This window comes from Bradyrhizobium sp. B117 (assembly GCF_038969555.1).
Taxonomy (GTDB): domain Bacteria; phylum Pseudomonadota; class Alphaproteobacteria; order Rhizobiales; family Xanthobacteraceae; genus Bradyrhizobium.
Genome location: NZ_CP152414.1, coordinates 3,323,126 through 3,343,120, shown reverse-complemented (window position 1 = coordinate 3,343,120; position 19,995 = coordinate 3,323,126). Strand labels below are relative to the sequence as shown.

24 protein-coding genes and 1 pseudogene are annotated in these 19,995 nt (G+C 63.5%); 9 read left to right on the top strand and 16 right to left on the bottom strand.

The genetic code is table 11. The features are described from left to right. Positions 1 to 31 precede the first annotated feature (31 nt). Positions 32 to 1,015, bottom strand: a complete 984-nt coding sequence (locus AAFG16_RS16425) for an ABC transporter substrate-binding protein (protein ID WP_342739807.1) — start codon at positions 1,013 to 1,015, stop codon at positions 32 to 34. A gap of 167 nt (positions 1,016 to 1,182) precedes the next feature. On the opposite strand from AAFG16_RS16425, the gene AAFG16_RS16420 reads away from it, so the two are divergent. Continuing rightward, positions 1,183 to 2,091 (top strand): NAD(P)-dependent oxidoreductase, encoded by a 909-nt coding sequence (locus tag AAFG16_RS16420; protein WP_342739806.1) that lies wholly within the window; start codon positions 1,183 to 1,185, stop codon positions 2,089 to 2,091. Positions 2,092 to 2,120: 29 nt separating this feature from the next. Here the strand turns inward: AAFG16_RS16420 and AAFG16_RS16415 are convergent, their stop codons facing one another. The 5 genes and pseudogenes from AAFG16_RS16415 to AAFG16_RS16395 form a co-directional block, all read right to left on the bottom strand. Further along, positions 2,121 to 2,678, bottom strand: a complete 558-nt coding sequence (locus AAFG16_RS16415) for a flavin reductase family protein (RefSeq protein WP_342739805.1) — start codon at positions 2,676 to 2,678, stop codon at positions 2,121 to 2,123. Between the two features lie 9 nt (positions 2,679 to 2,687). Continuing rightward, a complete protein-coding gene (locus AAFG16_RS16410; RefSeq protein WP_342739804.1) occupies positions 2,688 to 3,911 on the bottom strand; it encodes an acyl-CoA dehydrogenase family protein in 1,224 nt (407 codons plus the stop codon). Positions 3,912 to 4,018: 107 nt separating this feature from the next. Beyond that, entirely contained in the window at positions 4,019 to 5,287 is a 1,269-nt protein-coding gene (locus AAFG16_RS16405) for a CoA transferase (RefSeq protein ID WP_342739803.1), read from the bottom strand. A gap of 199 nt (positions 5,288 to 5,486) precedes the next feature. Continuing rightward, a pseudogene (locus AAFG16_RS16400) lies at positions 5,487 to 5,878 on the bottom strand (GNAT family N-acetyltransferase). Positions 5,879 to 5,894: 16 nt separating this feature from the next. Then, the gene (locus tag AAFG16_RS16395; RefSeq protein ID WP_342739802.1) at positions 5,895 to 6,194 is read right to left on the bottom strand and encodes a hypothetical protein; all 300 of its coding nucleotides are present in this window, start codon (positions 6,192 to 6,194) and stop codon (positions 5,895 to 5,897) included. Between the two features lie 812 nt (positions 6,195 to 7,006). On the opposite strand from AAFG16_RS16395, the gene AAFG16_RS16390 reads away from it, so the two are divergent. Beyond that, positions 7,007 to 7,207: a hypothetical protein gene (locus AAFG16_RS16390; protein WP_342739801.1), complete on the top strand. Its 201-nt coding sequence runs from the start codon at positions 7,007 to 7,009 to the stop codon at positions 7,205 to 7,207. Between the two features lie 189 nt (positions 7,208 to 7,396). Then, positions 7,397 to 8,923 (top strand): FAD-dependent monooxygenase, encoded by a 1,527-nt coding sequence (locus AAFG16_RS16385; protein ID WP_342739800.1) that lies wholly within the window; start codon positions 7,397 to 7,399, stop codon positions 8,921 to 8,923. A 92-nt stretch (positions 8,924 to 9,015) separates the two neighbouring features. On the opposite strand, the gene AAFG16_RS16380 is transcribed toward AAFG16_RS16385, so the two are convergent. Then, positions 9,016 to 9,237, bottom strand: coding sequence for a hypothetical protein (locus tag AAFG16_RS16380; RefSeq protein ID WP_342739799.1), 222 nt, complete (start codon positions 9,235 to 9,237; stop codon positions 9,016 to 9,018). Positions 9,238 to 10,160: 923 nt separating this feature from the next. Here AAFG16_RS16380 and AAFG16_RS16375 point away from each other — a divergent pair. Both AAFG16_RS16375 and AAFG16_RS16370 read left to right on the top strand, forming a co-directional pair. Beyond that, positions 10,161 to 10,361: a hypothetical protein gene (locus AAFG16_RS16375; RefSeq protein ID WP_342739798.1), complete on the top strand. Its 201-nt coding sequence runs from the start codon at positions 10,161 to 10,163 to the stop codon at positions 10,359 to 10,361. After that, on the top strand, positions 10,358 to 10,582 hold the full coding sequence (locus AAFG16_RS16370; protein ID WP_283085446.1) for a hypothetical protein: 225 nt from the start codon (positions 10,358 to 10,360) through the stop codon (positions 10,580 to 10,582). The genes AAFG16_RS16375 and AAFG16_RS16370 overlap by 4 nt, the downstream gene beginning before the upstream one ends. Here AAFG16_RS16370 and AAFG16_RS16365 read toward each other — a convergent pair. The 4 genes from AAFG16_RS16365 to AAFG16_RS16350 form a co-directional block, all read right to left on the bottom strand. After that, complete coding sequence (locus AAFG16_RS16365) at positions 10,560 to 10,754, bottom strand: hypothetical protein (RefSeq protein WP_283085445.1); 195 nt, start codon at positions 10,752 to 10,754, stop codon at positions 10,560 to 10,562. The genes AAFG16_RS16370 and AAFG16_RS16365 overlap by 23 nt on opposite strands. Positions 10,755 to 11,114: 360 nt before the next feature. Next, positions 11,115 to 11,321, bottom strand: coding sequence for a hypothetical protein (locus AAFG16_RS16360; protein ID WP_342739797.1), 207 nt, complete (start codon positions 11,319 to 11,321; stop codon positions 11,115 to 11,117). A 90-nt stretch (positions 11,322 to 11,411) separates the two neighbouring features. Beyond that, on the bottom strand, positions 11,412 to 11,660 hold the full coding sequence (locus AAFG16_RS16355; RefSeq protein ID WP_027562466.1) for a hypothetical protein: 249 nt from the start codon (positions 11,658 to 11,660) through the stop codon (positions 11,412 to 11,414). 238 nt (positions 11,661 to 11,898) lie between these two features. Further along, positions 11,899 to 12,099 (bottom strand): hypothetical protein, encoded by a 201-nt coding sequence (locus tag AAFG16_RS16350; protein ID WP_342739796.1) that lies wholly within the window; start codon positions 12,097 to 12,099, stop codon positions 11,899 to 11,901. A 717-nt stretch (positions 12,100 to 12,816) separates the two neighbouring features. On the opposite strand from AAFG16_RS16350, the gene AAFG16_RS16345 reads away from it, so the two are divergent. Together AAFG16_RS16345 and AAFG16_RS16340 are read left to right on the top strand one after the other, a co-directional pair. Further along, positions 12,817 to 13,137: a hypothetical protein gene (locus AAFG16_RS16345; RefSeq protein WP_283086898.1), complete on the top strand. Its 321-nt coding sequence runs from the start codon at positions 12,817 to 12,819 to the stop codon at positions 13,135 to 13,137. A gap of 52 nt (positions 13,138 to 13,189) precedes the next feature. Next, positions 13,190 to 13,810, top strand: coding sequence for a hypothetical protein (locus tag AAFG16_RS16340; RefSeq protein WP_283085440.1), 621 nt, complete (start codon positions 13,190 to 13,192; stop codon positions 13,808 to 13,810). A gap of 152 nt (positions 13,811 to 13,962) precedes the next feature. Here AAFG16_RS16340 and AAFG16_RS16335 read toward each other — a convergent pair whose 3' ends face one another. Continuing rightward, positions 13,963 to 14,148: a hypothetical protein gene (locus tag AAFG16_RS16335; RefSeq protein ID WP_283085439.1), complete on the bottom strand. Its 186-nt coding sequence runs from the start codon at positions 14,146 to 14,148 to the stop codon at positions 13,963 to 13,965. A gap of 413 nt (positions 14,149 to 14,561) precedes the next feature. Between AAFG16_RS16335 and AAFG16_RS16330 the strand changes: the two genes are divergently transcribed. Beyond that, positions 14,562 to 14,747: a hypothetical protein gene (locus tag AAFG16_RS16330; RefSeq protein WP_027562464.1), complete on the top strand. Its 186-nt coding sequence runs from the start codon at positions 14,562 to 14,564 to the stop codon at positions 14,745 to 14,747. Between the two features lie 242 nt (positions 14,748 to 14,989). Further along, positions 14,990 to 16,276 carry a divalent metal cation transporter gene (locus AAFG16_RS16325; protein ID WP_342739795.1) on the top strand — a complete coding sequence of 429 codons (1,287 nt, stop codon included), beginning with the start codon at positions 14,990 to 14,992 and terminating at the stop codon, positions 16,274 to 16,276. A gap of 256 nt (positions 16,277 to 16,532) precedes the next feature. Here the strand turns inward: AAFG16_RS16325 and AAFG16_RS16320 are convergent, their stop codons facing one another. The 4 genes from AAFG16_RS16320 to rocF all read right to left on the bottom strand — a co-directional run bounded on the left by AAFG16_RS16320 (position 16,533) and on the right by rocF (position 19,870). Then, positions 16,533 to 16,817, bottom strand: a complete 285-nt coding sequence (locus AAFG16_RS16320) for a hypothetical protein (RefSeq protein WP_283085437.1) — start codon at positions 16,815 to 16,817, stop codon at positions 16,533 to 16,535. 113 nt (positions 16,818 to 16,930) lie between these two features. Beyond that, positions 16,931 to 17,473 (bottom strand): cytochrome c, encoded by a 543-nt coding sequence (locus AAFG16_RS16315; protein WP_342739793.1) that lies wholly within the window; start codon positions 17,471 to 17,473, stop codon positions 16,931 to 16,933. Then, on the bottom strand, positions 17,460 to 18,731 hold the full coding sequence (gene soxC, locus AAFG16_RS16310; RefSeq protein ID WP_342739792.1) for a sulfite dehydrogenase: 1,272 nt from the start codon (positions 18,729 to 18,731) through the stop codon (positions 17,460 to 17,462). Before soxC ends, AAFG16_RS16315 begins: the two co-directional genes overlap by 14 nt. Positions 18,732 to 18,895: 164 nt before the next feature. Further along, positions 18,896 to 19,870 carry an arginase gene (rocF, locus tag AAFG16_RS16305; RefSeq protein WP_283085434.1) on the bottom strand — a complete coding sequence of 325 codons (975 nt, stop codon included), beginning with the start codon at positions 19,868 to 19,870 and terminating at the stop codon, positions 18,896 to 18,898. Between the last annotated feature and the right edge of the window lie 125 nt (positions 19,871 to 19,995).

Here is a 19,995-nt window from a genome sequence, read left to right as displayed (position 1 = left end):
CTTCCTTGTTCGGGATAATTCCGCGGCTCACCTATTCCAGCGGCGCGACGATCGTCGGATGCTTGAACTGCGCCGCGTCCAGCTTCGGTAGCATTCCCGTCTCGGCATAGATGTCCAGCATCTTCTGGATCGCCGGGAAGTTCGGCGCGGCACCAGGATCGCGGCCGAAATCATTATCCTTGAGCAGATAGGTCTCCAGCACCGGAACGGGCGCCTTCAGGACCTCATTGACGACCTTCAGCGTCTCTTCGCGGTTCGCCAGCGCCTTCTTCATGCCCGCGGTGATGTCGCGGACATAGGCCTTGACCACCTCCGGGTTCTTGTCGACGAAATCGGCACGGCAGGCCTCCAGGATGTGCACGATGTTCGGCATGGCCTGCGACAGCGAGAACAGTTTTCTTGTTCCGCCCTTGGCCTCTGCACGCGCGGCAAAGGGCTGGTTCATGTTGACCGCATCGACGCGGCCCTGGCGCAGGGCATCCTCGGAGACGGCAAAGCCGACCTCGACCAGCTTGATATCCTTGGCCGGATCGACGCCATTCTGCTTCAGCAGCAGATTGAACGGCCCTTGCGTTCCGCCGCCGATGACGGAAATGCCGACCGTCTTGCCCTTGAGGTCCGCGATGGTCTTGATCGGCGAGTCATCCATCACCGCCCAATAGACCGAGAAGCCGCCAGGCTTTTCGAAGACGTGCTGCGCCACGATATAGGCCTTGAGGTTGCCGCCGACCACGCCGTTGGCCAGCGACAGTGGCGCCTGTGTCGCGCAGTCCAGCGCGCCGGCAGCCAATGCCTGCGTCATCGGCGCAGTGCCCTGAAATTGGGTCCATTCGATGTTGTAGGTCTTGCCGAGGTTGGGAAACTCAGCCGGGCGGCGCATCATCCAGTACTTGGATTCCTCGGCCGGGATCGTCCAGCCGACGCGGATCGTCTGCTGTGCCCATGACGAGCTTGCTCCAGCGCTCACGGCTGCTGCCGCTCCCAAAGTCAGGATCCACTTCGAAACGGTTCGCATCGTGCCCACTCCGCTGCTCCGGCGCCGACCGGCGCCACCCAACCCGACTGCCGCAAATGTTTCATGGTTCAAACAATCAGGCAAGCCATGCGGGTTGGACGGTTTCGCTGCCCGGCCTGCAATGTATGGTAAGGCGGAGTTTGCGCTGCGACAGAAAGAGGCAACCTATGGCTGATGCGAGCAAGACAAACCCGCAAGGCGTCGAGAGGCTCGGCTATCTCGGCCTTGGGCTGATGGGGACACCGATGACCCGGCGCCTGCTCAAGGCCGGCTATCAGGTCAGCGTCTGGAATCGCTCGGAGGGCAAGGTCGCTCCACTCGTCGAGGCCGGTGCAAGGCGTGCAGCCACGCCTCGTGACGTCATGGCGATCTCGGACATCGTCTTCATGTGTGTCACGGATGCCGCCGCCGTCGAAGAGGTGATTTTCGGGGCCGACGGACTCTCTGCGGCGGCCGGCGCAGGAAAGCTCGTCGTCGATTTCTCGTCGATCCATCCTGACGCCGCGCGCGACCTTGCGACGCGGTTGAAGGCGGCAAACGGTGCGGGATGGATCGACGCGCCGGTGTCCGGCGGCACCAAGGGCGCCGAGGAAGGCACGCTTGCGATCATGGCCGGCGGCGAAGCAGCTGACATTGAACGGGTGCGGCCCTATGTGCTGGCCATGGCCCGCAGGTTCACCCACATGGGCCCTACCGGCGCCGGACAGACCACAAAGCTGTGCAATCAGGTGATCGTCGGATGCGCGATGGCTGTGCTTGCGGAAGCAACACGCCTTGCGGTGAATGCCGGCATTGACGCCAACCGGTTGCCCGAAGCGCTCGCGGGCGGCTTTGCGGATTCCATTCCGCTTCAGCTGTTCGTGCCGCGGATGGTCCAGGGTATTCACTCCCCGCCTCTTGGGCACATTGCCACGATGCTCAAGGATCTCGATACGGTCGCCGACGTCGCGCAGGCGACGTCGACACCGGTGCCGATGGCGTCGCTGGCGGGGCAGCTCTTCAGGCTGGCCAAGGCCGCGCGCGGCGCAGAAGCGGATGCGCTGGAAATCTACAAGCTTTCAGCAGCAGAGCGCTAGGCCGTCGCGCGGCTCGCAGCGCATCACGGCTACTTCTTGCGTTCGTCGTCAGTCAGGAACCGGCCATACGTCCCACGTGCAAACAGCAGCGGCTCGCTGGCGTTGTAGGCATAGGCCTCGACCGCGCCGAGAAAGATTACGTGATCGCCGCCATAATAGCGATTGACCGATCGGCATTGAAAATTGGCGACGCTCTCGGCGAGCACCGGCGCATTGCCGAGGCCCGCCGTCCAGTCGACGCCCGCGAACTTGTCCTCGGTCGATTTCGCGAACTTGTTCGCAAGCGCCTGCTGTGAGGTGCCGAGCACGTGAACGGTGAAATGGCTGGCGTTCTGAAACACGGTTAGGCTCGACGAGTAGACCCCGAGGCTCCAGAGCACCAGAGGGGGATTTAAAGAGACCGACGCGAACGAATTGCAGGTAATGCCATAAGGCTTTCCGTCGGCGGCCGTGGCGGTGATGATCGTCACGCCCGTTCCGTATGTGCCGAGCGCGCTGCGAAAATCGCGAGGATCGATCGGCGAGCTGTCGCTCGCAAGTTCATTGGCTGGATCGGGGACGGCCGGCTGCTTCGGCAGGTTAGTCATTGGCCGGCCTCACAACGTGAGGTTTTCGGACGGTAGCCCGAGAGCCACGCGTCCATAGTTGGTTCCGGCCGCATCGAAGTTGAACGCAAGATGCGAGTTGATGGCGTGGGCGTCGCGGAACTGCCGCTGCAATACGCCTGTCGTGAACAAGCCGCGCGCTCCGCTCGCCGCAAACAGCATCGAGACCGCTTCGGTGCACAGATTCACCGAAAAGGCTCCGTCGCGCCGATACCTGGTCTTCGTCGCCATATCGGGAACATGACCGCGCCTCGCATTCCCCATGGCTTCGATACAGGCCGAACGCATGATCAGGCGGGCAGCATCAATCTTGGCCGAAGCCTCCGCGATCTTGATCTGCGTGCTTTGGAAGTCGCTGAGCTTGGCGCGGTTGTAGGTCGAGATGCGATGACGCACGACCTCCGCATAGTCGTCGAGACACGCTTGCGCATTCCCGAGTGCAACACCGGACAGGACGTAGGGAAACAGCGAAAATACCGGCAGCGTATACGACGGATTGGGATTGACGCTGCTTCCGGGCGTCGGACCGCCGGCAAGATCGCCGACGGCGACCGTCATGTAATCGGGCACAAAGGCATCTTTGACCTCGACGTCGCACGAACCGGTACCGCGCAATCCCGCGACATTCCAGGTGTCCAGCACTTTGTAATCGTCTTTCGGCAGCAGAAAGATTCGATATTCGATGCCATCCGCCTCGTCGTCAGAGTAGACGACGCTCGCAAGCATGTTCCATTCGCAGGAAGCAGCGCCCGAGGAGAACGGCCAGCTGCCGTGCAGCCGATATCCACCTTCGACCCGCGTGGCGCGACCGGCCGGAAAAATGAACGAGGACGCAATCAGCGCATCCGGATCGCGCCCCCAGACTAGATCTTGAGCCTTCTGCTCGAACATGCCGAGCATCCAATGATGGCTCGCCAGATTGGCAAGATTCCACGCAACTGATGCGTCCGCCCGTCCGAGCAGCTCCGCGCAGTCAACTAGGGCGACGTAGTCAAGCTCGGCGCCGCCAACGCGCTTCGGCTGAAGCATACGGAACAGGCCGGCGTCGTGGAGGTCCTTCTCGGTTTCAGGCGGAAGATGCCGCAGCTCCTCCGTCTGCGCAGCCCGTTCGCGAAGCTGCGGCAGAAGCGTCCGGGCCTTCGCGATCATGGTCGTATAGGCGCTGCCTTCCGGTCCTGTCGGCTGGCCCATGCTCGGCTCCTGATCGGGCGCCATTCGTGTCCCTCGCTGTCGCTTAGTTATGCGGCGAGAGCATCGCCAAAGCAAGCGGATGCGGCCCTCGGAGGCGTAACGCCTGATTGCTCGGGACCGACCGAGCAGGTTCAAAGCGGTGCCGACTGCTTGCCCGATCCAAAAGCGCCCTTTTGTGTGAACTCCGAGATTCGACGTTCGTCGTATCCCAACGTATCACGCAGGACGTCTTCGGTATGCTCGCCCAGCAAGGGTGCCGCCACAGGGTCAATCGCTCCGGTCAGGCTCATATTGATCGGTGGTTCGATGTTGGGGACCCATGCCGCGGTAGGGTGTGGAATCCGGCTCAAGCGATGGCGCTCCCGAGCCTCCGGCGCGTTGAATCCCTCCTCGACCGTGCGGAGATAGCCGACCGGAATATTGGCCAGCTTCATTTTCGCCATCCAGTTCTCGAGTGTATCGCTCGCAAACACCTCCGCGATGGCGGCACGCAGAAGCTCCTTGTTCTCGGAGCGCGCCTTGCGCGTGGCGAACTGCGGATCGGTGATCAGATCGGGCCGGTTCAGCACCTCGACCACCAGGCGGCGATAGAGCCGGTCGTTGGCGCAGGCCATGTAGAGCGGCCCATCGGAAGCCTCGTAGACGCCGACGGTGGGAGACCCGCTCGGCGAATTGCCGAACCGGCCGGGGTTCTCGCCGTTGATGAGATAGGCCATGCCGTAGAAGCCGGTCATCCCCATCGCAACGTCAAACAGCGCGACCTCGACATGCTGCCCGCGGCCGAGCCGGTCCCGTGCCAAGAGCGCCATCAGAATTGCGTTGCAGGCAGACATCCCCGTTGCCATATCCACGATGGGTGGGCCGGTTCGCACCGCCGGGCCATCGGCAAACCCGTTGAGCGACATGAACCCGCTTTCTGCTTGAGTGATGGGATCGAAACCGGGGCGTGAGGCAAACGGTCCGGTGCGCCCATAAGCGGAGATCGAGCAATAGACCAGCCGAGGGTTCAGTGGCGCGACGGACTCATAGTCGAGGCCGAATTTCTTCATAACGCCGCTGGAAAAGTTCTCCACGACCACATCCGCCTTGCGGATCAGATCCAGCGCGATCTCCCGAGCCTCCGGCACCGCGAGATCGAGCGCGATGCCGCGCTTGTTGCGGTTCAGGCTGAGATAGGCCGCGCTCTCGCCGCCGATTTCGGCATGCTCATAGGCGCGTGTATCGTCGCCGCCGTCCGGATTCTCGATCTTGATGACGCGCGCGCCGAAATCGGCGAGCGTCTGCGTGCACGCCGGCCCCGCCACGACGCGCGTGAAGTCGACGACCAGAAGACCGTCGAGCGCAGTCGGTCCGCCTGGCGCCCGCGACGGACGTTCCGGCAATTGAGGCTTGGTGGGCATAGACAGCGCTCCCTCACATCGGCTTATGGTCGCCGAATTTCCTGCAGCACCAACTTAAAGCCCGGCGCCGCCGGCTTCGCAAGTGCTTCACCCGCATCGCTTCAATACGCAAAAAGGGCCCGGCAGCCGCCAAGCTACCGGGCCCTTTTTTCTATGTTGAAAAGTTGCCTTCCGCATCACGGGAAACCCGCTCCATTGTTCAGCGAAGCCATTTCCGCCAATAGAGGCTGTGCGGCCAGGCCCAGGGCACTTCGGGCTCGAAGAGTCGATAGCCCGCCCGAATGAAATTATTCGCGGAGACAGGATTGTCCGTCGTGTCGGACACGATGCTATCCCAGCCCACACGTCGTCCCCTCGCCGCAATTGCTCGCATCAGCCTGCACTGAAGGCCGCGCCCCCAGTGCGGCTCCAACACGCCGACCCTGGAGAAGTACCTCCATTGCGAGCGTGCGTCGACGGCACCACGCTGGCAAACGCGACCGCCTCGCGACCATGATAGGCCAGCCACCACGCTCCCAGCTCGAATTGCGGCATAGCAGCGCCATCGAAGAACGACGTCATCTGATGCAGATCGTCCAGGTATCGGCAAATGTCCTCATCGGACGCATCACTTGCCCAGCACGACCTTGATGCAGAGCCAGATGGCGCCCATCAGACCGGTGGCAATCCCCGTGATCACAGCCTTGAACGTGTAGCTCTGCGCCTGCTCCACGCCCTTTCTCCATCTCCGCAGGTGCTGAAAATCAACCCTCAGTTCCTTACGGTCGTCCACTTCGCTTCCAAAAGAGGCCAGCACCGACGCGACAGCCTTCAACACGATCGCATCGATGCTCTCCCGCTGAATCCTGTGCTGCTCAGCGAGCGTTTCGGCAACGATCGCTCGAATCTGGTCAACTTGAACCTTCACCGCTTGATGATCTTCGCAACATTCTCGACCTCGCGATTGGCGAAGTAGAAGGACACCACGAGATTGGCCGCAATGGCGGCAAAGCCGACTAATGCGTTGGTGGTAATGAGGTCGAGAACATTGTCCCAGACAAGGAGCTTGACCCCAAGCGCGATCGAGAATCGCGTTAGCGGCCGAGACGCGCGCCGGCGGCGTTGCGTTATCGCTGTGCATTATGCCGACGAGCACACGGATAGCCATTCTGGTGTGTCTGCGCGCGAGCGAGCGCATCTCGGCCAGGGCGCGCGACCTCGACATCTTCCTGGTTGCGGGTAAGCGAACTGGTGCACGATCGAGTTCGCATTCGATGATTTCCTCGTTCACGAGAACGCCTCCTACAGCACGATTGCAACAAGGGCGGCGAGCGCGAGCGCTATCAGATGAGCGCTCATCATCTCTCCTTCAGAAAAAGATGCGCGGCAGATCGCGTGACGAAGCGCAATCGTTTCGAGCGCGAACCCTATTTCCGGCCTCGGAGGCCGTAGCGGCACGAGCGAATAGCACCAGCGTCGCGAGGCCGGTACGTTCGCACTGCACAGCCAGCACTGGTTGCGACGTCGGCACGCCGATCGCTCAGCGCGGATACGCGAGTGCGTGGCCGGGACGCGTAGGCCACCGTCCGATTCTGGGATCGAAAACGAAAAAGCCCGTCGCGGATTGTCCGCGCGGGCTGAACCAAACTCGTTCGATGATGCCAGTATGCCAGTGTTTTGCGCGACGCGTCAAACGAACGAATTGGCGAAAGCAGCGTTAGCCGATCAGGAGGAACGCCAATGACAGTCGAGACGTCTCCACCCAGGACATCGCGAGATCTGCCGGGACCGAAGCCGCGCATCGACGAGGAGCGCGACACGCAAGAGGCAATGGTCGAAGACGCCGGCGAAACGGAGGACAACGGCCGCGATCTCGTGCACGGCGATGGCGGCACCATAGATGTTCCCACCAAGCGCGGCGACGTGTCGAAGGACGATTAGGCGGACCGGCGATCGGGGTGCATCGTGGCGATGCCTTCTGCAGGTGTTCTGCCCGACGCGTCAACGGAGTGAGCGCGGACGCATAAGCCGCTCCTCCCAACTCAATATGTGGTGCGTAAGGGGCTTGCTTCAAGTCCCTGTTCCTGCCGTAGAACCCGCGGGCTCAACCACAAGCCGACGGGTCACGACATGCCTGTATTGCTTCCGACATCCAGATCGCGCGGCCGAACCGGCGCAACACGCGCGGGGACAGGCGGCCATGCGGTCATCATCGCCGGCGGCGGCCCGACCGGGCTCATGCTGGCCGCCGAGCTCGCGCTCGCACAGGTCGACGTCGCGATCGTCGAGCGGCGCGCGGACCATGCGCTCGTCGGCACGCGAGCCGGCGGCCTGCACGCGCGCAGCATCGAGATCCTCGATCAGCGCGGCGTCGCGGATCGTTTCCTGCGCGAAGGACAGATTGCCCAGCTCGCGGGCTTCGCCTGGACCCGGCTCGACATCAGCGATCTCCCGACACGACATGCTTACGGGCTCGCACTGCGACAGAACCATATCGAACGCATCCTGGCCGACTGGGTCGCTGAGCTGGCGGTGCCGATCTATCGAAGCACGGAGGTCACTGGCTTCGCGCAGGACGAGGCCGGCGTCGACGTCACGCTGTCCAGCGGACAGGCGCTGCGGGCGGACTATCTGGTCGGCTGCGACGGCGGCCGCAGCCTGGTGCGCAAGGCGGCCGGCATCGACTTCGCCGGGTCCGATCCGACGCTCAGCAATCTCATGGCCGAGGTCGAGATGAGCCAGGAACCCGCCTGGGGCCTCCGTCAAGACGCGCTCGGCTTTCACGGCCTCAGCAAGGCGGAGAGCGGGCGCGTTCTGGTCGTCGTGACGGAAGCAACGCTCGCGCGCACCGGCGAGCCCGGGCTGCGCGATCTCAGCGAGGCGCTCGTCGCCGTCTACCGCACCGATTTTGACCTCAAAAATCCTGCCTGGATCTCCCGCTTCACCGATGCGGCGCGGCAGGCCGCCTCCTATCGCAAAGGGCGCGTGCTGCTCGCCGGCGATGCCGCGCACATCCATCACTCCGTCGGCGGGCAAGGCCTCAACACCGGCGTGCAGGACGCGGTCAATCTCGGCTGGAAGCTGGCGCAGGTTGTCAAGGGCATCTCGCCCCAAAATCTGCTCGACACCTACCACGCCGAGCGTCATCCCGTCGCCGCGCGCGTACTGCGCAACACCAGGGCGCAGATCGCCCTGCTCCGCCGCGCCGAGGACGGCCTCAATGCCGCGCGCGATATCGTGTCCGAGCTGCTCGCCATGGACGAGCCACGCAAGCATCTTGGCGCGACGATGAGCGGGCTCGACATCCGCTACGATTGCGGCGAAGGCCATCCGCTGCTTGGGCGCCGCATGCCCGATCTCGATTTGATCGTTGACGACGGTCCGGCGAGGCTGTTCACGCTGTTGCACGGCGCGCGAGGCGTGCTGATCAATTTCGGCGAGGCACAGAATTTCGACATCGCGCCCTGGACTAATCGCATCAGCGCGATCAACGCCAGCTACGACGGCGCGTGGGAACTTCCCGCGATCGGAGAAGTCAGCGCGCCCGATGCGGTTCTGGTGCGCCCCGACGGGCATGTGGCATGGGTTGGAGACAAGAGCGAAAGCGGACTCACGGAGGCGATGACAACTTGGTTCGGCCCTGCCGCTGCGGCGTAGCGTCCAACGATCTCAAATGCGATCCATACAACAACGCCCGGGGTGCGCCGAGGCGTGATCGAGGTCACAAGGCGAGCTTGACCAGTTGCAAGTTAGCCCTCGTCCTTCTCCTGTGAAAGCAGCCAGAGCTCTTCGTGAGAGGCATCGAAGTCATTTATTGCACCGAGGCTTCCGAGAACACTGATTGGTGCTCGATGCACGCTCTCCTCAATCTCCGCTTCCATCGTCACGTTATCGCCGGGATGCACAATGACCCGCTCGATACGGTGAATAAACTCGAGGGGCTTACCGTCCTCGCTCGCAATCGGTTGCATCGGCTTGCGGCCATGTCGTCGAAGCGCGCGACCATAGCCCAGAATCCTCTGGAACGGGCGCGGGCATCGACATCACCGCAACAAGTTCGTTGCCACAGCGAATGAGCGGCGAATTCTGGCGAGCGCCCTCGCCGCCTCCTTCCACCGCCATCGGCAGTTCGGGATGTCGCGCGCGAATGGCTTTGGCAAGCGCGACCATGTCCGGAGTTGCGGGGGATTCCAACAAGACCAAGGCGAGAAACGAAGTACTCATCGGCCGCCCGACGCAAGTTCGAGGCGCGACTGATGATCAATCACGGCTCGCCCTAAGGTTGAGATGCTGCCGTCACTTGGAAGAGATAGAGAGCAACGTCAAACGGTCGTTCGATGTTCTGCGCAATGCAAAGTCGTGCTCCCCGCAAGCTCATTCCGCGCAGTGGTCACCGCTCGCCGCCACCCTCCTCGTCTTCCCTCCGCGGCGCATCCGTCGTCCTGCGTCCGAGAAACGTATCGGGCAGCGGCTGTCTCAACAGCTCTCGGCATTCATGCGCCAACTTCCGCATGAATTCGGCTTGCTCATGGTCGATTGGCAATGGGCGATAAATCCGCATGACGCGTGCTCCCTCGCATTGCAGGCGGGAGCGCGATCGGTCTCTCAGCCACCGACGCCTACGGACGAAGCCTTGGCCGGTGATGTCTGGCCAACGACCTGGGGTCGTCATTGTTCAAAATTGAACCCGGGAAATCGCACCGCAGTAAAATGAGTAATTCGCTCAAACGTCTCAGACTTGGTCGAAGATTCTTTGCAGTTACGTATCATATGATGCGGACTCTCCGCCTGCACAGAACGTAAAGTTAACGCATCACCGCAAGGCCCGAGGCATCGATCGGTGATGAGAACGCCAATTGCGCTTCCCGCCCTACTCGAACAAGGGAGCAGCGCCATGCTGAAGCGGCGTCGATTCAAGCAAACCAAGACACTCGACCAGCGGCTGGCCGAAGAGGTGATGCGCCTGCGCGATGAGGCGCGCGCGCTGCCGCCGGGCCGCAGCCGCGAGATGCTGCTGCGCAAGGCGCGGCAGGACGAGACGGCGATCCAGATCGAGGCCTGGCTTCGCTCGCCGGGCCTGAGGGCTCCGACATGATGCAGCAATATCGCGCTTACCTGGTCGGCGACAACGGTGTCTTCCGCTCCGCCGAAGCGTTCGAGGCCCTGTCGGACGAGAAGGCACTCGCCTTCGCGCGGCAGTTCACCCGGCAAGGCAATGTCGAGGTCTGGCAGCTCGGCCGCAAGATCGGGCTTTTGAAGCAGGCGACGTCCGCCGCCGCCCCGGCCTGCATCCTCAATCCGTCACGCCCGTCCTGACATCCTCCTCTTTCGGAAAAGGCTCATAGGTCTTGCGGCCGAGGAAGGTGTCGGGCTGCGGCGCCTTCAGCACACTGGCTGCTTGCGCCGTCATCTCGCGGATGCGGGCATTCTGCGCCCTGATCTCGGCGGCCAGTTCGTGCACGCTGTCGATGAGTGATCTGCGGGCCATGGCGGCGCTCCCTTCGCTTATGCAGGCGGGAGCGCGATCGGTCTCTCAGCCACCGACGCCTACGGGCAGAGCCTCGGCCGGTGATGACGTGACAATATACCTTTCGAGCAAAAGCTGCAGAGGTATTTCAGTCGCCCCAGACGTGTTTGCCGCACGCGCACAGATAGAGGCGAACCGTCGCGCCGCTGCGCGGGTCCATGAATTTGTGCGTGAGCCTCGGCCATGCCCCGCATTCCGGACAGGGGCGGCAGAGGTGCACCGCCGACTCCACACGTTTTTCGTCGTCATTTGTCATGCTGAGAAGAAAGCAGCTTTTGCGGGGGCGCGCCCTGCCCCAGGTTAATCGGGGCCACTTTGGTTTCAGGACCCGCTTTCGGACCGATCTTCCGACCGATCTTGCGATTTGGGCCACACCTGCGGCATGGGCGCGGCCAGCAGCGCCTCGGCGGACGCGATCATCTCGATGGAGCGGTGCAGCATCTGGAGCGTGACCTCGTTGCCGGCGCGAATGCGGCTCGTGCTCGCCTGAACGAGCATCGCGAGCCATTCCCGGTCATTCGGCAACATCGCAACCGCTCCCGGACAGGACGCCCGGCAAGTTAACTCATGTTAAGCCGACTGGTTCCCGATCGCCTGGATCGGCCGGCCGTGCTCGCCTCATTCCTCGGCCAGCTTGCGCTCGATATAGGCATCCACCGTCTCGGCGAACGAACGCTGCACGCCGACCGCAACGCCATACTGATCGAGCGCGTCGCGCTGGAGCACGCGCAGGCCGCGCCCGCGAGCGCTGACCGGCGCCGTGTTGAGATATTGGTCGATGGCGCCTTTGGCGAGTGGGATGGCCTTCGGGTCCCCCCTCGCGATCAACAGGCGCAAGAGGCTCTGGCATTCGGCGAGGCCAGGCATTGTGTCTTTCACCTTTTTTGCGATTTCGGCTTCGGCTTCTTCACCGGCTGGGTATGGGTGCCGAACAGGGCCAGCAGAAACGCGACTTCTTCCTTCGAACCGATCTGGATCATGACTGTCTCCTTGTCGCTCCGTTGGTCGGGCCCGGGGGCGAAGGAGTTCAGGATGATCTGGTTTCAGGACTGTTTCAGGCGTGTTTCGTCGCCGTCTTCCGCCCGCGTCGGTGCGACGGGCAGCCTCAGTTCCTGTCGTCGCGGCGCGCCTTGCTCTCGACGCGCGACATCGCACTTTCGAGGATCGCGAAGCGAAGCGCCTCGATCTGCTCCGCATATTCACGGTCGAGACGCATCCTGTCCTCGCGCAGCTTGCGATTTTCTTCGATGACAAGAAGGGCGTGTGCGTGCAACGGGTCGGGCATCGAGCATATATGCCAAGCCATGGAAACCTCCGCCTTCACATGCGTTAAGATAGGTCTCTCGACCCGTCCCGGAGGGATTCACCCATGGACTTTGTGAGCGAAGCAGCCCGGCGCCGCCACTAGGCCCAAGAGCTGCGCGCCAAGTCCGAACTGATGGCCGACGAAGCAACGCGCGCGCAATATCTGAGGATGGCGGAAGCCTACGACGCCATGGCGGATCAGGAAGAGCGGATAACGCGGCTGCCGAAATCTGAGGGCTAGGGTCCGCGCAAGCGCCACGGCTTGCGTGCACCATCGGTCACGGCCCGGTCCAGACCGCTTGAGCTGCGAACCTTCGAACCAACCCGATCAAGGCTTTCGCTTCTGCGTGACGAGGCGTAGCGCGATCCCGTGCTGCCAGGCACGTGCCCTGATCGCCGCTTCGCTGCGCTTGAGGGCCCCGGCAATCTCGTCCGGTCACCGGCCCGCCTCTGCCATCGCCTTCAACTGCTCGTGCTCTTCCGCGGTCCATCTCTTCAGCCACGGATAGCGGTCTTGCACGCGTTGCCTCTTGAATTGCCGGAGGGGTTCAGGCCCAGCCGCAGAACGGGAAGAAGCGGCAAGAGTTCCTGAGCCGAAAGCGATCGTTCGTCTCTCCCGAACACGCCTGCCCTGCGGCACTCCGCACTTCGAACCGGAGCAACCAATTCGAATCTCGCTTGTTGTCGCCGGCACAATCAACTGCCGGAGAACGAAAACATGTCACGTCTAACTCTGCTGGTCACAACCTTGCTGCTGCTCGGCTCTGTGCCCGCGGGCGCCCAGTCACAGCCAGCGCAAAGCGGGCCGGGAAACAACGCGGTCAACAGTTCCGATCAAAACAATTCAAACGCACCGGTCGCCGGCCGCAACAGCTTCACCGAGGGCCAGGCGAAGTCGCGGATCGAGGCGGCGGGATATTCCAACGTCTCCGGCCTGCAGAAGGACAACGAGGGCGTCTGGCGCGGCAAGGCCGACAAGGCCGGTACCAAGACCGATGTCAGCGTGGACTTCCAGGGCAACGTGAACCCCACCAAGTGACGAGCAAGCAGCGAATAGAACCAGAGCGAATAGAACCAGAAGGACTTAAGGAATGACGATCACCATCTCTCGTCTCTACGACAATTATTCCGACGCCGAGCGCGCCGTGACCCGGCTCGAAGGCGCCGGTGTGCCGCATTCGGACATCAGCATCGTCGCCAACAACTCGGACAATTGGTTCGGCTCTTCGCGCGGCAAAGTCGACCGCGACCGCGACGGCGTCGATGATCGCGCCGAGGGTGCCGGGACCGGTGCCGGCATCGGTGCGGGCCTCGGCGGCGCGGCCGGCCTTCTTGCCGGCCTCGGCCTGCTCGCCATTCCGGGCCTCGGCCCGGTGGTCGCGGCGGGCTGGCTCGCTTCCACCGCCGTCGGCGCGGCTGCCGGCGCGGCCACGGGCGGAATCGTCGGCGCGTTGACCGAGGCGGGCGTTTCGCGGGAAGACGCTTCGCGCTATGCGGAAGGCGTTCGCCGCGGCGGCACGCTCGTGTCCGCCAAGGTGCCCGACCAGGACCGCGCCCGCCTGGATGCGCTGCTCGACGAAAGGTCCGTCAACCTTCAGGACCGCAGCTCCGCCTGGCAGAAAACCGGCTGGACCGACTTTGACGCCGCAAGTCCTCCGCTCGCGCCCGACGACATCCGCCGCGAGCGTGAACTCTACGGCACCCGGCGATAGAGTGCGCCAGACCCAGGAGACCCCCAACCCAAGAGAAAGGGCCCCTCCCGGGGCCCTTTTTGGGGGTGACCCCGATCGGGAAAACTATGCATCCAGGCGGCAAATGGGGCGCTTCCCTTCGGGCACGGCTTCAGCTTCGGCTTCGAAGGCGCTCATGCCGCGGTGCCGGCGCTGCGGTCGTGCATGGCCGTTTCAACCTGGTCCGCCAGCACCGTGAGATGGCCCGCGAGCGTGTCGAACAACTCGCGCTTGGCCTTGCCGGTCGCAAGATCGCGGATCAACGCGCATTCGGCGGCATCCTTGCGCAGCTTCTCGAGCTGCATTCGATAGTCCTGCATGGCGCCTTCCCTGGCGCGGCAGCGGCGGATTCGCCGCCAGATCTCTTCACGGCAAGCTTCGCAGCGGTAGATCAGGATCGATCTGTCCCGTTTCACGTCGAGCATCGACGTGATGTAGCGCGACGGCATCTTGCATTTCGGACAGGGTGGCCCCGGCTGCGGACGGCCGGGCATCGTTCGCTCTGCTTCCCTCTGTTCGGTCACGACTCAAACCTCGCTTCGCGGGTTCCCAAGTGCCAAAGTGGACAATGGTTCCAATGTCCTAGGCGCCCTGCTGGCTTTCCCCGAAGGGTCAAACTTTAACTCAAATGCAACGATGCGGATTCGGCGGAATGCAATCTCTTCGCGCCATGCTGGGACATGGCGGGCGACATGACGGCGCCCGGGCTTTAAGCGGGCTGGAGAGACTGCCGATGTATTACGTCGCCGCTGCATTGCTGGTGCTGTCGGGACTGTTCTACTCCGCGAGCCATCACGAGCTCGGCCAGTTCGGCGCGAACATGTGCAGCTATGGCAGCGCGTTCTGCGAGAATCCGCTGATCGTCTTTTCCGGGGCGGCGCTCGCCGCGGCCTGGGGCATGTTCGTCAGCGTCAAATAGATGGCGAGGGCGCTGCGCTCGTCTCCGGCGCTGGAATTCCGCCGGCGGATGCGGCCAGGCCCGCGGGCGGCCGGCACGCTTCGAGAGCTTTCGGGATGGTGCCAATCTACAGGTGTTTTGCCCGACGGGTCAACCGAATTTAGTATAATCAGAAAATATGAAGATCCGAAAAGGCCCGTGGAACTCTTGTTCCCTGCTTTGCATTGGCCAAGGAGACGCAGCACCGAGCGGAGCCCCCCGCCATGACCGACAGCGCCCTGACCCCGACGAAATCCGAGCGGACCTTCCTGCAACGGCTGGGACCGGGTCTCGTCACCGGGGCGGCGGACGACGATCCGTCGGGCATTGCCACCTATTCGCAGGCCGGTGCGCAATTCGGCTATGGACTGCTCTGGACGGTGTTTCTGACCACGCCGTTCATGATCGCGATCCAGCTCGTCAGCGCGCAGATCGGGCGCGTCACCGGCAAGGGGCTTGCCGCCAACGTCATGCAGATCGCGCCGCGCTGGGCGGTGCTTGGACTGGTGGCGATGCTCGTTGCCGCCAACACGTTCAACATCGCCGCCGACATCGCCGCGATGGCGGAGGCGCTCTCGCTCGTCATCGGCGGCCTCAACCACGAGCACGCGCTCATCTTCGCGGCCGGCTCGACCCTGCTCCAGGTGTTCCTGCCCTATCGCCGCTATTCGCCGGTGCTGAAATTCCTCACGTTGGCGCTGTTCGCCTATGTCGCGACCGCCTTCACCGTGGAGATCCCGTGGAGCACGGCAGTGCTCGCCGCGGTGTGGCCGCAGACGAATGTCAGCGCCGACTATTTCATGATGGTGGTCGCGGTGCTCGGCACCACCATCAGCCCTTATTTGTTCTTCTGGCAGGCATCCCAGGAGGTCGAGGAGATGAATTGCGGCCAGCGCGACAAGCCGCTTCGCGAGCTGAAGCGCGGCGGCAGTCCGGAGCTTGCGCGCATCAGGGCCGACACCATTTCCGGCATGCTGCTCTCGAACGGCATCGCCTTCTTCATCATCCTGACCACGGCGTCGGTCCTGCACGCCAACGGCGTCACCAACATCAGCTCGGCGACGCAGGCAGCCGAAGCGCTGCGGCCGCTCGCCGGCGATTTCACCTTCGCCCTGTTCGCAACCGGCATCATCGGCACCGGCCTGCTCGCGATTCCGGTGCTGGCGGGCTCGGCGGCTTACGGCGTTGCGGAGATATTCGGCTGGCGCGCCACGCTGGAGGCAAAGCCGGACGAGGCGGCCGGGTTCTACACCATCATCGCCGCCGCGACCGCGATCGGCTTCGGGCTCGGCTTCACCGGGATCGACTCGATCCACATGCTGGTGTGGAGCGCCGTGCTCAACGGCGTCGTCGCGGTGCCGATCATGGCGATGATGATGCTGATCGTCTCGAGCCGCGCGATCATGGGCCGTTTCAGGGCGCGGTCGTGGCTGATCGCGCTGGGCTGGCTCGGCACAGCGCTGATGGCGCTGGCCGTCCTCGCCCTGCTCGGCTCGTCCCTGATCGGCTGATTAGAGCGGCGACAATGCCGCCGAGATCTGCGAGGCGATGATGAAGGCCGCGAACACGGCCGGCACGGCGATGAACCGCAGGAACTGATCAATCGAAAGCATTGCTGTCGTCCCCCAAAGACAAAAGCGCCCTCGCCCGCCGCGCTACTCCACCCCTTGTGCGACGTGCTGATCGTTGCGGCCGCCGCGTCCTTCGAGGTCACGGCGATCCGCCGTTAGGCTGGCAGTTGTGGCTGGAGCGAGGCTTGCGACCGGGCTACGGCGTCACGGGATTGACGGTCGGGGATGTCTTCGGCCCCGGCCGCGCCGGTTCGAGCGGCGACTTCGGCTCGGTCGGAAGCACTGCGGCACCTGCAGCACGCGCAGCCTCGCCGGTGGTTGCATACATCGCGACATGGGCCGGCTGGGTCTTGGCGCGATTCCAAGGACCGTGGTCGACGATCAACATTGCAGCGATCGTCAAGCCGGCCACGATCAGCGCAATCACGCCGGGATGGCGAAGCGCCGAGGACATGGAGTTCGCGAAACGATCCGTCGTCATCGAAAAATCCAACGCTGTTTCCTCTCGCAGGTTAATTCAAATTGGTCCCGCGAGTTCCCGCATACTTTGGCCAGTTCCCCGTTTCTGCGCGGAACTTGATCGGTCCCACGGCTTCACTTCTTCACATCCGGGCGCGCATCGCCGACGAATTTGTCGCGGTTCGGCATTCTGATGGCCGCGAGCGATTTAGCGTCGAGGATCGCATCCGCCCCAACAAGCCCGTTCAGGTTCAGGACATAGGCCGACACCGCATAGACGTCGTCGTCGCCCAGCGATTGCGGCGCATTCTGCGGCATCGCGCGGCGGATGTAGTCGAACAGTGTCGGCGCATAGGGCCAGTAGCTGCCAACGGTTCGGACCGGCTTTGCCGTTCCGATCGTGCCCTGTCCGCCGGCGAGCCGGTCACCGAGGCCGCCTTCGCCTTTGTCGCCGTGACACGAGGCACATTGCTGAGCGTACACCTCACGCCCATGCGCGACCGAGCCGCTTCCCTTCGGCAAATTGCTGCCATCGCGGCCGACGTCGATATTCCAGCCTGCGACCTCGGCGGCCGTTGCCGGCCGACCAATACCGAAGGGGCTTTGTGCTTGCGCCGCATTCACCCAGATGCCGGCGAGGATCGCAGAGACGACGCCGCAAGTGTCAAGCCAGCGCATTGGCCACCTCGCCGTCTTGAGCGATGCGCCAGGGCCAGATCGTATTGTTGTGGTAGAAAAAATTCTCGCCGCGCACCGCGAGCAGTTCGGCCAGCGTCGGCTGCACATAGCCGGTCTCGTCGATCGCGCGGCTCTGGATCACGGCGGGCTTGCCGTCCCACTGCCACGGCAGACGGAAGCGCGTCAGGGCACGCGTCAGCACCGGCTCCTGCAAGCGCGCTTCCTGCCAGCTCTTGCCGTCGTCCACTGACACGTCGACACGCGCGATCTTGCCATGTCCGCTCCAGGCGATGCCGGTGATCTCGTGGAAGCCCGGCGCGCTCAGACGCTCGCCGCCCGATGGACGCGTGATGATCGACTTCGCCTCCATGTAGAAGGAGAACTCGCGCGCGGTGCCGTCCGGCAAGAGATCGGTGTATTTCGACGTCTCTTCGCGCGAATAGACGGGCTCTGCCGTCACATGCAGGCGCCGCAGCCACTTCACGCTCATGTTGCCTTCGAAGCCCGGCAGGAGCAGGCGCAGCGGATAGCCCTGCTGTGGGCGCAGCCGCTCGCCGTTCTGGCTGTAGACCAGCATGGCATCCTCGAGGCACTTCTCGATCGGGATGCTACGTGTCAGCGCTGCCGCGTCGGCGCCTTCGGCGATCACCCACTTGGCCTCCGGCTTCAGCCCGGCCTCCTGAAGCACCAGCTTCAGGCTGACGCCGGTCCACTCGGCGCAGCTCACCAGACCCACGAGGTCCGATGCGGTCTTGCCGTAGGGCTTGCTGTAGCCGGGATTGCCGGAGCATTCGAGGAAGTGGATGCGCGACTCCGATGGAAATCGCCTGAGATCCTCCATTGTGAAGATCAGCGGCCGTTCGACGAGCCCGTGCAGCATCAGCCGGTGCTGCGCCGGATCGATGGTGGGGACGCCGCCGTGATGCCGCTCGTAGAACAGCCCGTTCGGCGTGATGATGCCATCGAGCTCCTGCAAGGGCGTACGACTGGACGCAGAGATGTACTGCTTGAGAGTCTTCGAGATGTTTTTGACCACGCCCTTCTCGAACGGCGAGGGCGCGCCGTAAGGCTGGCTTCCCATGGGGTCGCCCGGCGCCTTCATCCACTCAGGAACGTTGGGCGGGAGATTGTCCGTCTCCGCGGCAACAGCAGGGCCCGCGCCGAGAACGGCGCCTCCAATGGCTGCCGAGCCGGCAGTCAAGAGACGGCGGCGCGTGGTCGTCACGGGATTGTCGTCAGGATGCATCGTACTGCTCATTGCGGGCCCTCGGCTGGCGCTGAGCCCGCATCAAACAATCCGACTGCGGTATTTGCAATTCGCAGCTGTTTCAAAAGCCGGCGATTTCGATCGGGGCTGATCTAAATCTCGCGGCCGCAGGAGCAGTTCCTTTCCTTGCAGTGCACAAACGCGAGCAGCTTGATTCACTCCCCCGGGGCGATCGCATTGCTCGGCGTCGGCCGATCGGTGATCTGCTGGCCGAACAGACTGCCGATCAGCTCGACCGCGGTGCGCGCGGTCCGGCCGCGCTCGTCGAGGAATGGATTGAGCTCGACGATGTCGACCGATCCGACCACGCCGGAATCGTGCAGCAGCTCCATGATCAGATGCGCTTCGCGATAGGTCGCACCGCCCGGTACGGTGGTGCCGACGCCTGGCGCCACGCAAGGATCGAGGAAATCGACGTCAAAACTGACATGCAGCACGCCATTGCTCGCCTTGACCCGTTCGATGACGCGTCGGATCAGCACTGCGACACCGAACTCGTCGATCTGCCGCATGTCGACGACCCTGATCCGTCGCGCGCGCATCAATTCCTTTTCGAGCTTGTCGATCGAGCGCGCGCCGAACAGATCCAGTCTATCAGGATCGATCGAGGCGCGCGGATCGTCGCCCAGGAGGCCGTCAAGGCCCGGCTCGCCGCACAGGAAGGCGGCCGACATGCCGTGCATGTTGGCCGTGATCGTCGTCTCCGGCGTGTTGTAGTCGGCATGGGCATCGAGCCAGAGCACGAACAGCTCGCGCCCGCGCTCCTGCCAGTGACGCGCCATCGCATTGACCGAGCCCATCGACAATGTGTGATCCCCGCCGAGAAAGATCGGGAGCGCACCAGTTTGCGCGATCTCGTGGCCTCTGCGGCTCAGCACGCGCGTCCAGCGCTGGATCTCGCGGTAGTGATTTGCCTTCTCAGGCGGCCTGTCGGCGAGGTCCGGGACCTCGGCGACGGAGAGATCGCCATAATCGACGACTTCGAAGTCGAGACTTTCGAGCAGTGTGGCAAGACCGGCTGTGCGCAACGCTGCAGGGCCCATCAAGGTACCGCGCTGCGAGGCCCCCATGTCGATGGGCGCGCCGAGCAAGGCGATGCGCCGGGCTCGATCCATGGTCCGGTCGGTCACGGCAATCTCCCGAGTTCAGCAAGGCTGCACCAGCCTAACAGAGATTCGCACCCGTCGTTTCCCGGGGATTTCGCAACGAGATGCGTCCGGCTGGAACTAATTCCCGTGCGGCGCATTTCCACTGC

Excerpts from the sequence above, each read along its gene's own strand:
- AAFG16_RS16425 (WP_342739807.1), bottom strand. The coding sequence starts at position 1,015 with ATGCGAACCGTTTCGAAGTGGATCCTGACTTTGGGAGCGGCAGCAGCC.
- AAFG16_RS16420 (WP_342739806.1), top strand. The coding sequence starts at position 1,183 with ATGGCTGATGCGAGCAAGACAAACCCGCAAGGCGTCGAGAGGCTCGGC.
- AAFG16_RS16415 (WP_342739805.1), bottom strand. The coding sequence starts at position 2,678 with ATGACTAACCTGCCGAAGCAGCCGGCCGTCCCCGATCCAGCCAATGAA.
- AAFG16_RS16410 (WP_342739804.1), bottom strand. The coding sequence starts at position 3,911 with ATGGCGCCCGATCAGGAGCCGAGCATGGGCCAGCCGACAGGACCGGAA.
- AAFG16_RS16405 (WP_342739803.1), bottom strand. The coding sequence starts at position 5,287 with ATGCCCACCAAGCCTCAATTGCCGGAACGTCCGTCGCGGGCGCCAGGC.
- AAFG16_RS16390 (WP_342739801.1), top strand. The coding sequence starts at position 7,007 with ATGACAGTCGAGACGTCTCCACCCAGGACATCGCGAGATCTGCCGGGA.
- AAFG16_RS16385 (WP_342739800.1), top strand. The coding sequence starts at position 7,397 with ATGCCTGTATTGCTTCCGACATCCAGATCGCGCGGCCGAACCGGCGCA.
- AAFG16_RS16380 (WP_342739799.1), bottom strand. The coding sequence starts at position 9,237 with ATGCAACCGATTGCGAGCGAGGACGGTAAGCCCCTCGAGTTTATTCAC.
- AAFG16_RS16375 (WP_342739798.1), top strand. The coding sequence starts at position 10,161 with ATGCTGAAGCGGCGTCGATTCAAGCAAACCAAGACACTCGACCAGCGG.
- AAFG16_RS16370 (WP_283085446.1), top strand. The coding sequence starts at position 10,358 with ATGATGCAGCAATATCGCGCTTACCTGGTCGGCGACAACGGTGTCTTC.
- AAFG16_RS16365 (WP_283085445.1), bottom strand. The coding sequence starts at position 10,754 with ATGGCCCGCAGATCACTCATCGACAGCGTGCACGAACTGGCCGCCGAG.
- AAFG16_RS16360 (WP_342739797.1), bottom strand. The coding sequence starts at position 11,321 with ATGTTGCCGAATGACCGGGAATGGCTCGCGATGCTCGTTCAGGCGAGC.
- AAFG16_RS16355 (WP_027562466.1), bottom strand. The coding sequence starts at position 11,660 with ATGCCTGGCCTCGCCGAATGCCAGAGCCTCTTGCGCCTGTTGATCGCG.
- AAFG16_RS16350 (WP_342739796.1), bottom strand. The coding sequence starts at position 12,099 with ATGGCTTGGCATATATGCTCGATGCCCGACCCGTTGCACGCACACGCC.
- AAFG16_RS16345 (WP_283086898.1), top strand. The coding sequence starts at position 12,817 with ATGTCACGTCTAACTCTGCTGGTCACAACCTTGCTGCTGCTCGGCTCT.
- AAFG16_RS16340 (WP_283085440.1), top strand. The coding sequence starts at position 13,190 with ATGACGATCACCATCTCTCGTCTCTACGACAATTATTCCGACGCCGAG.
- AAFG16_RS16335 (WP_283085439.1), bottom strand. The coding sequence starts at position 14,148 with ATGCAGGACTATCGAATGCAGCTCGAGAAGCTGCGCAAGGATGCCGCC.
- AAFG16_RS16330 (WP_027562464.1), top strand. The coding sequence starts at position 14,562 with ATGTATTACGTCGCCGCTGCATTGCTGGTGCTGTCGGGACTGTTCTAC.
- AAFG16_RS16325 (WP_342739795.1), top strand. The coding sequence starts at position 14,990 with ATGACCGACAGCGCCCTGACCCCGACGAAATCCGAGCGGACCTTCCTG.
- AAFG16_RS16320 (WP_283085437.1), bottom strand. The coding sequence starts at position 16,817 with ATGACGACGGATCGTTTCGCGAACTCCATGTCCTCGGCGCTTCGCCAT.
- AAFG16_RS16315 (WP_342739793.1), bottom strand. The coding sequence starts at position 17,473 with ATGCGCTGGCTTGACACTTGCGGCGTCGTCTCTGCGATCCTCGCCGGC.
- soxC (WP_342739792.1), bottom strand. The coding sequence starts at position 18,731 with ATGAGCAGTACGATGCATCCTGACGACAATCCCGTGACGACCACGCGC.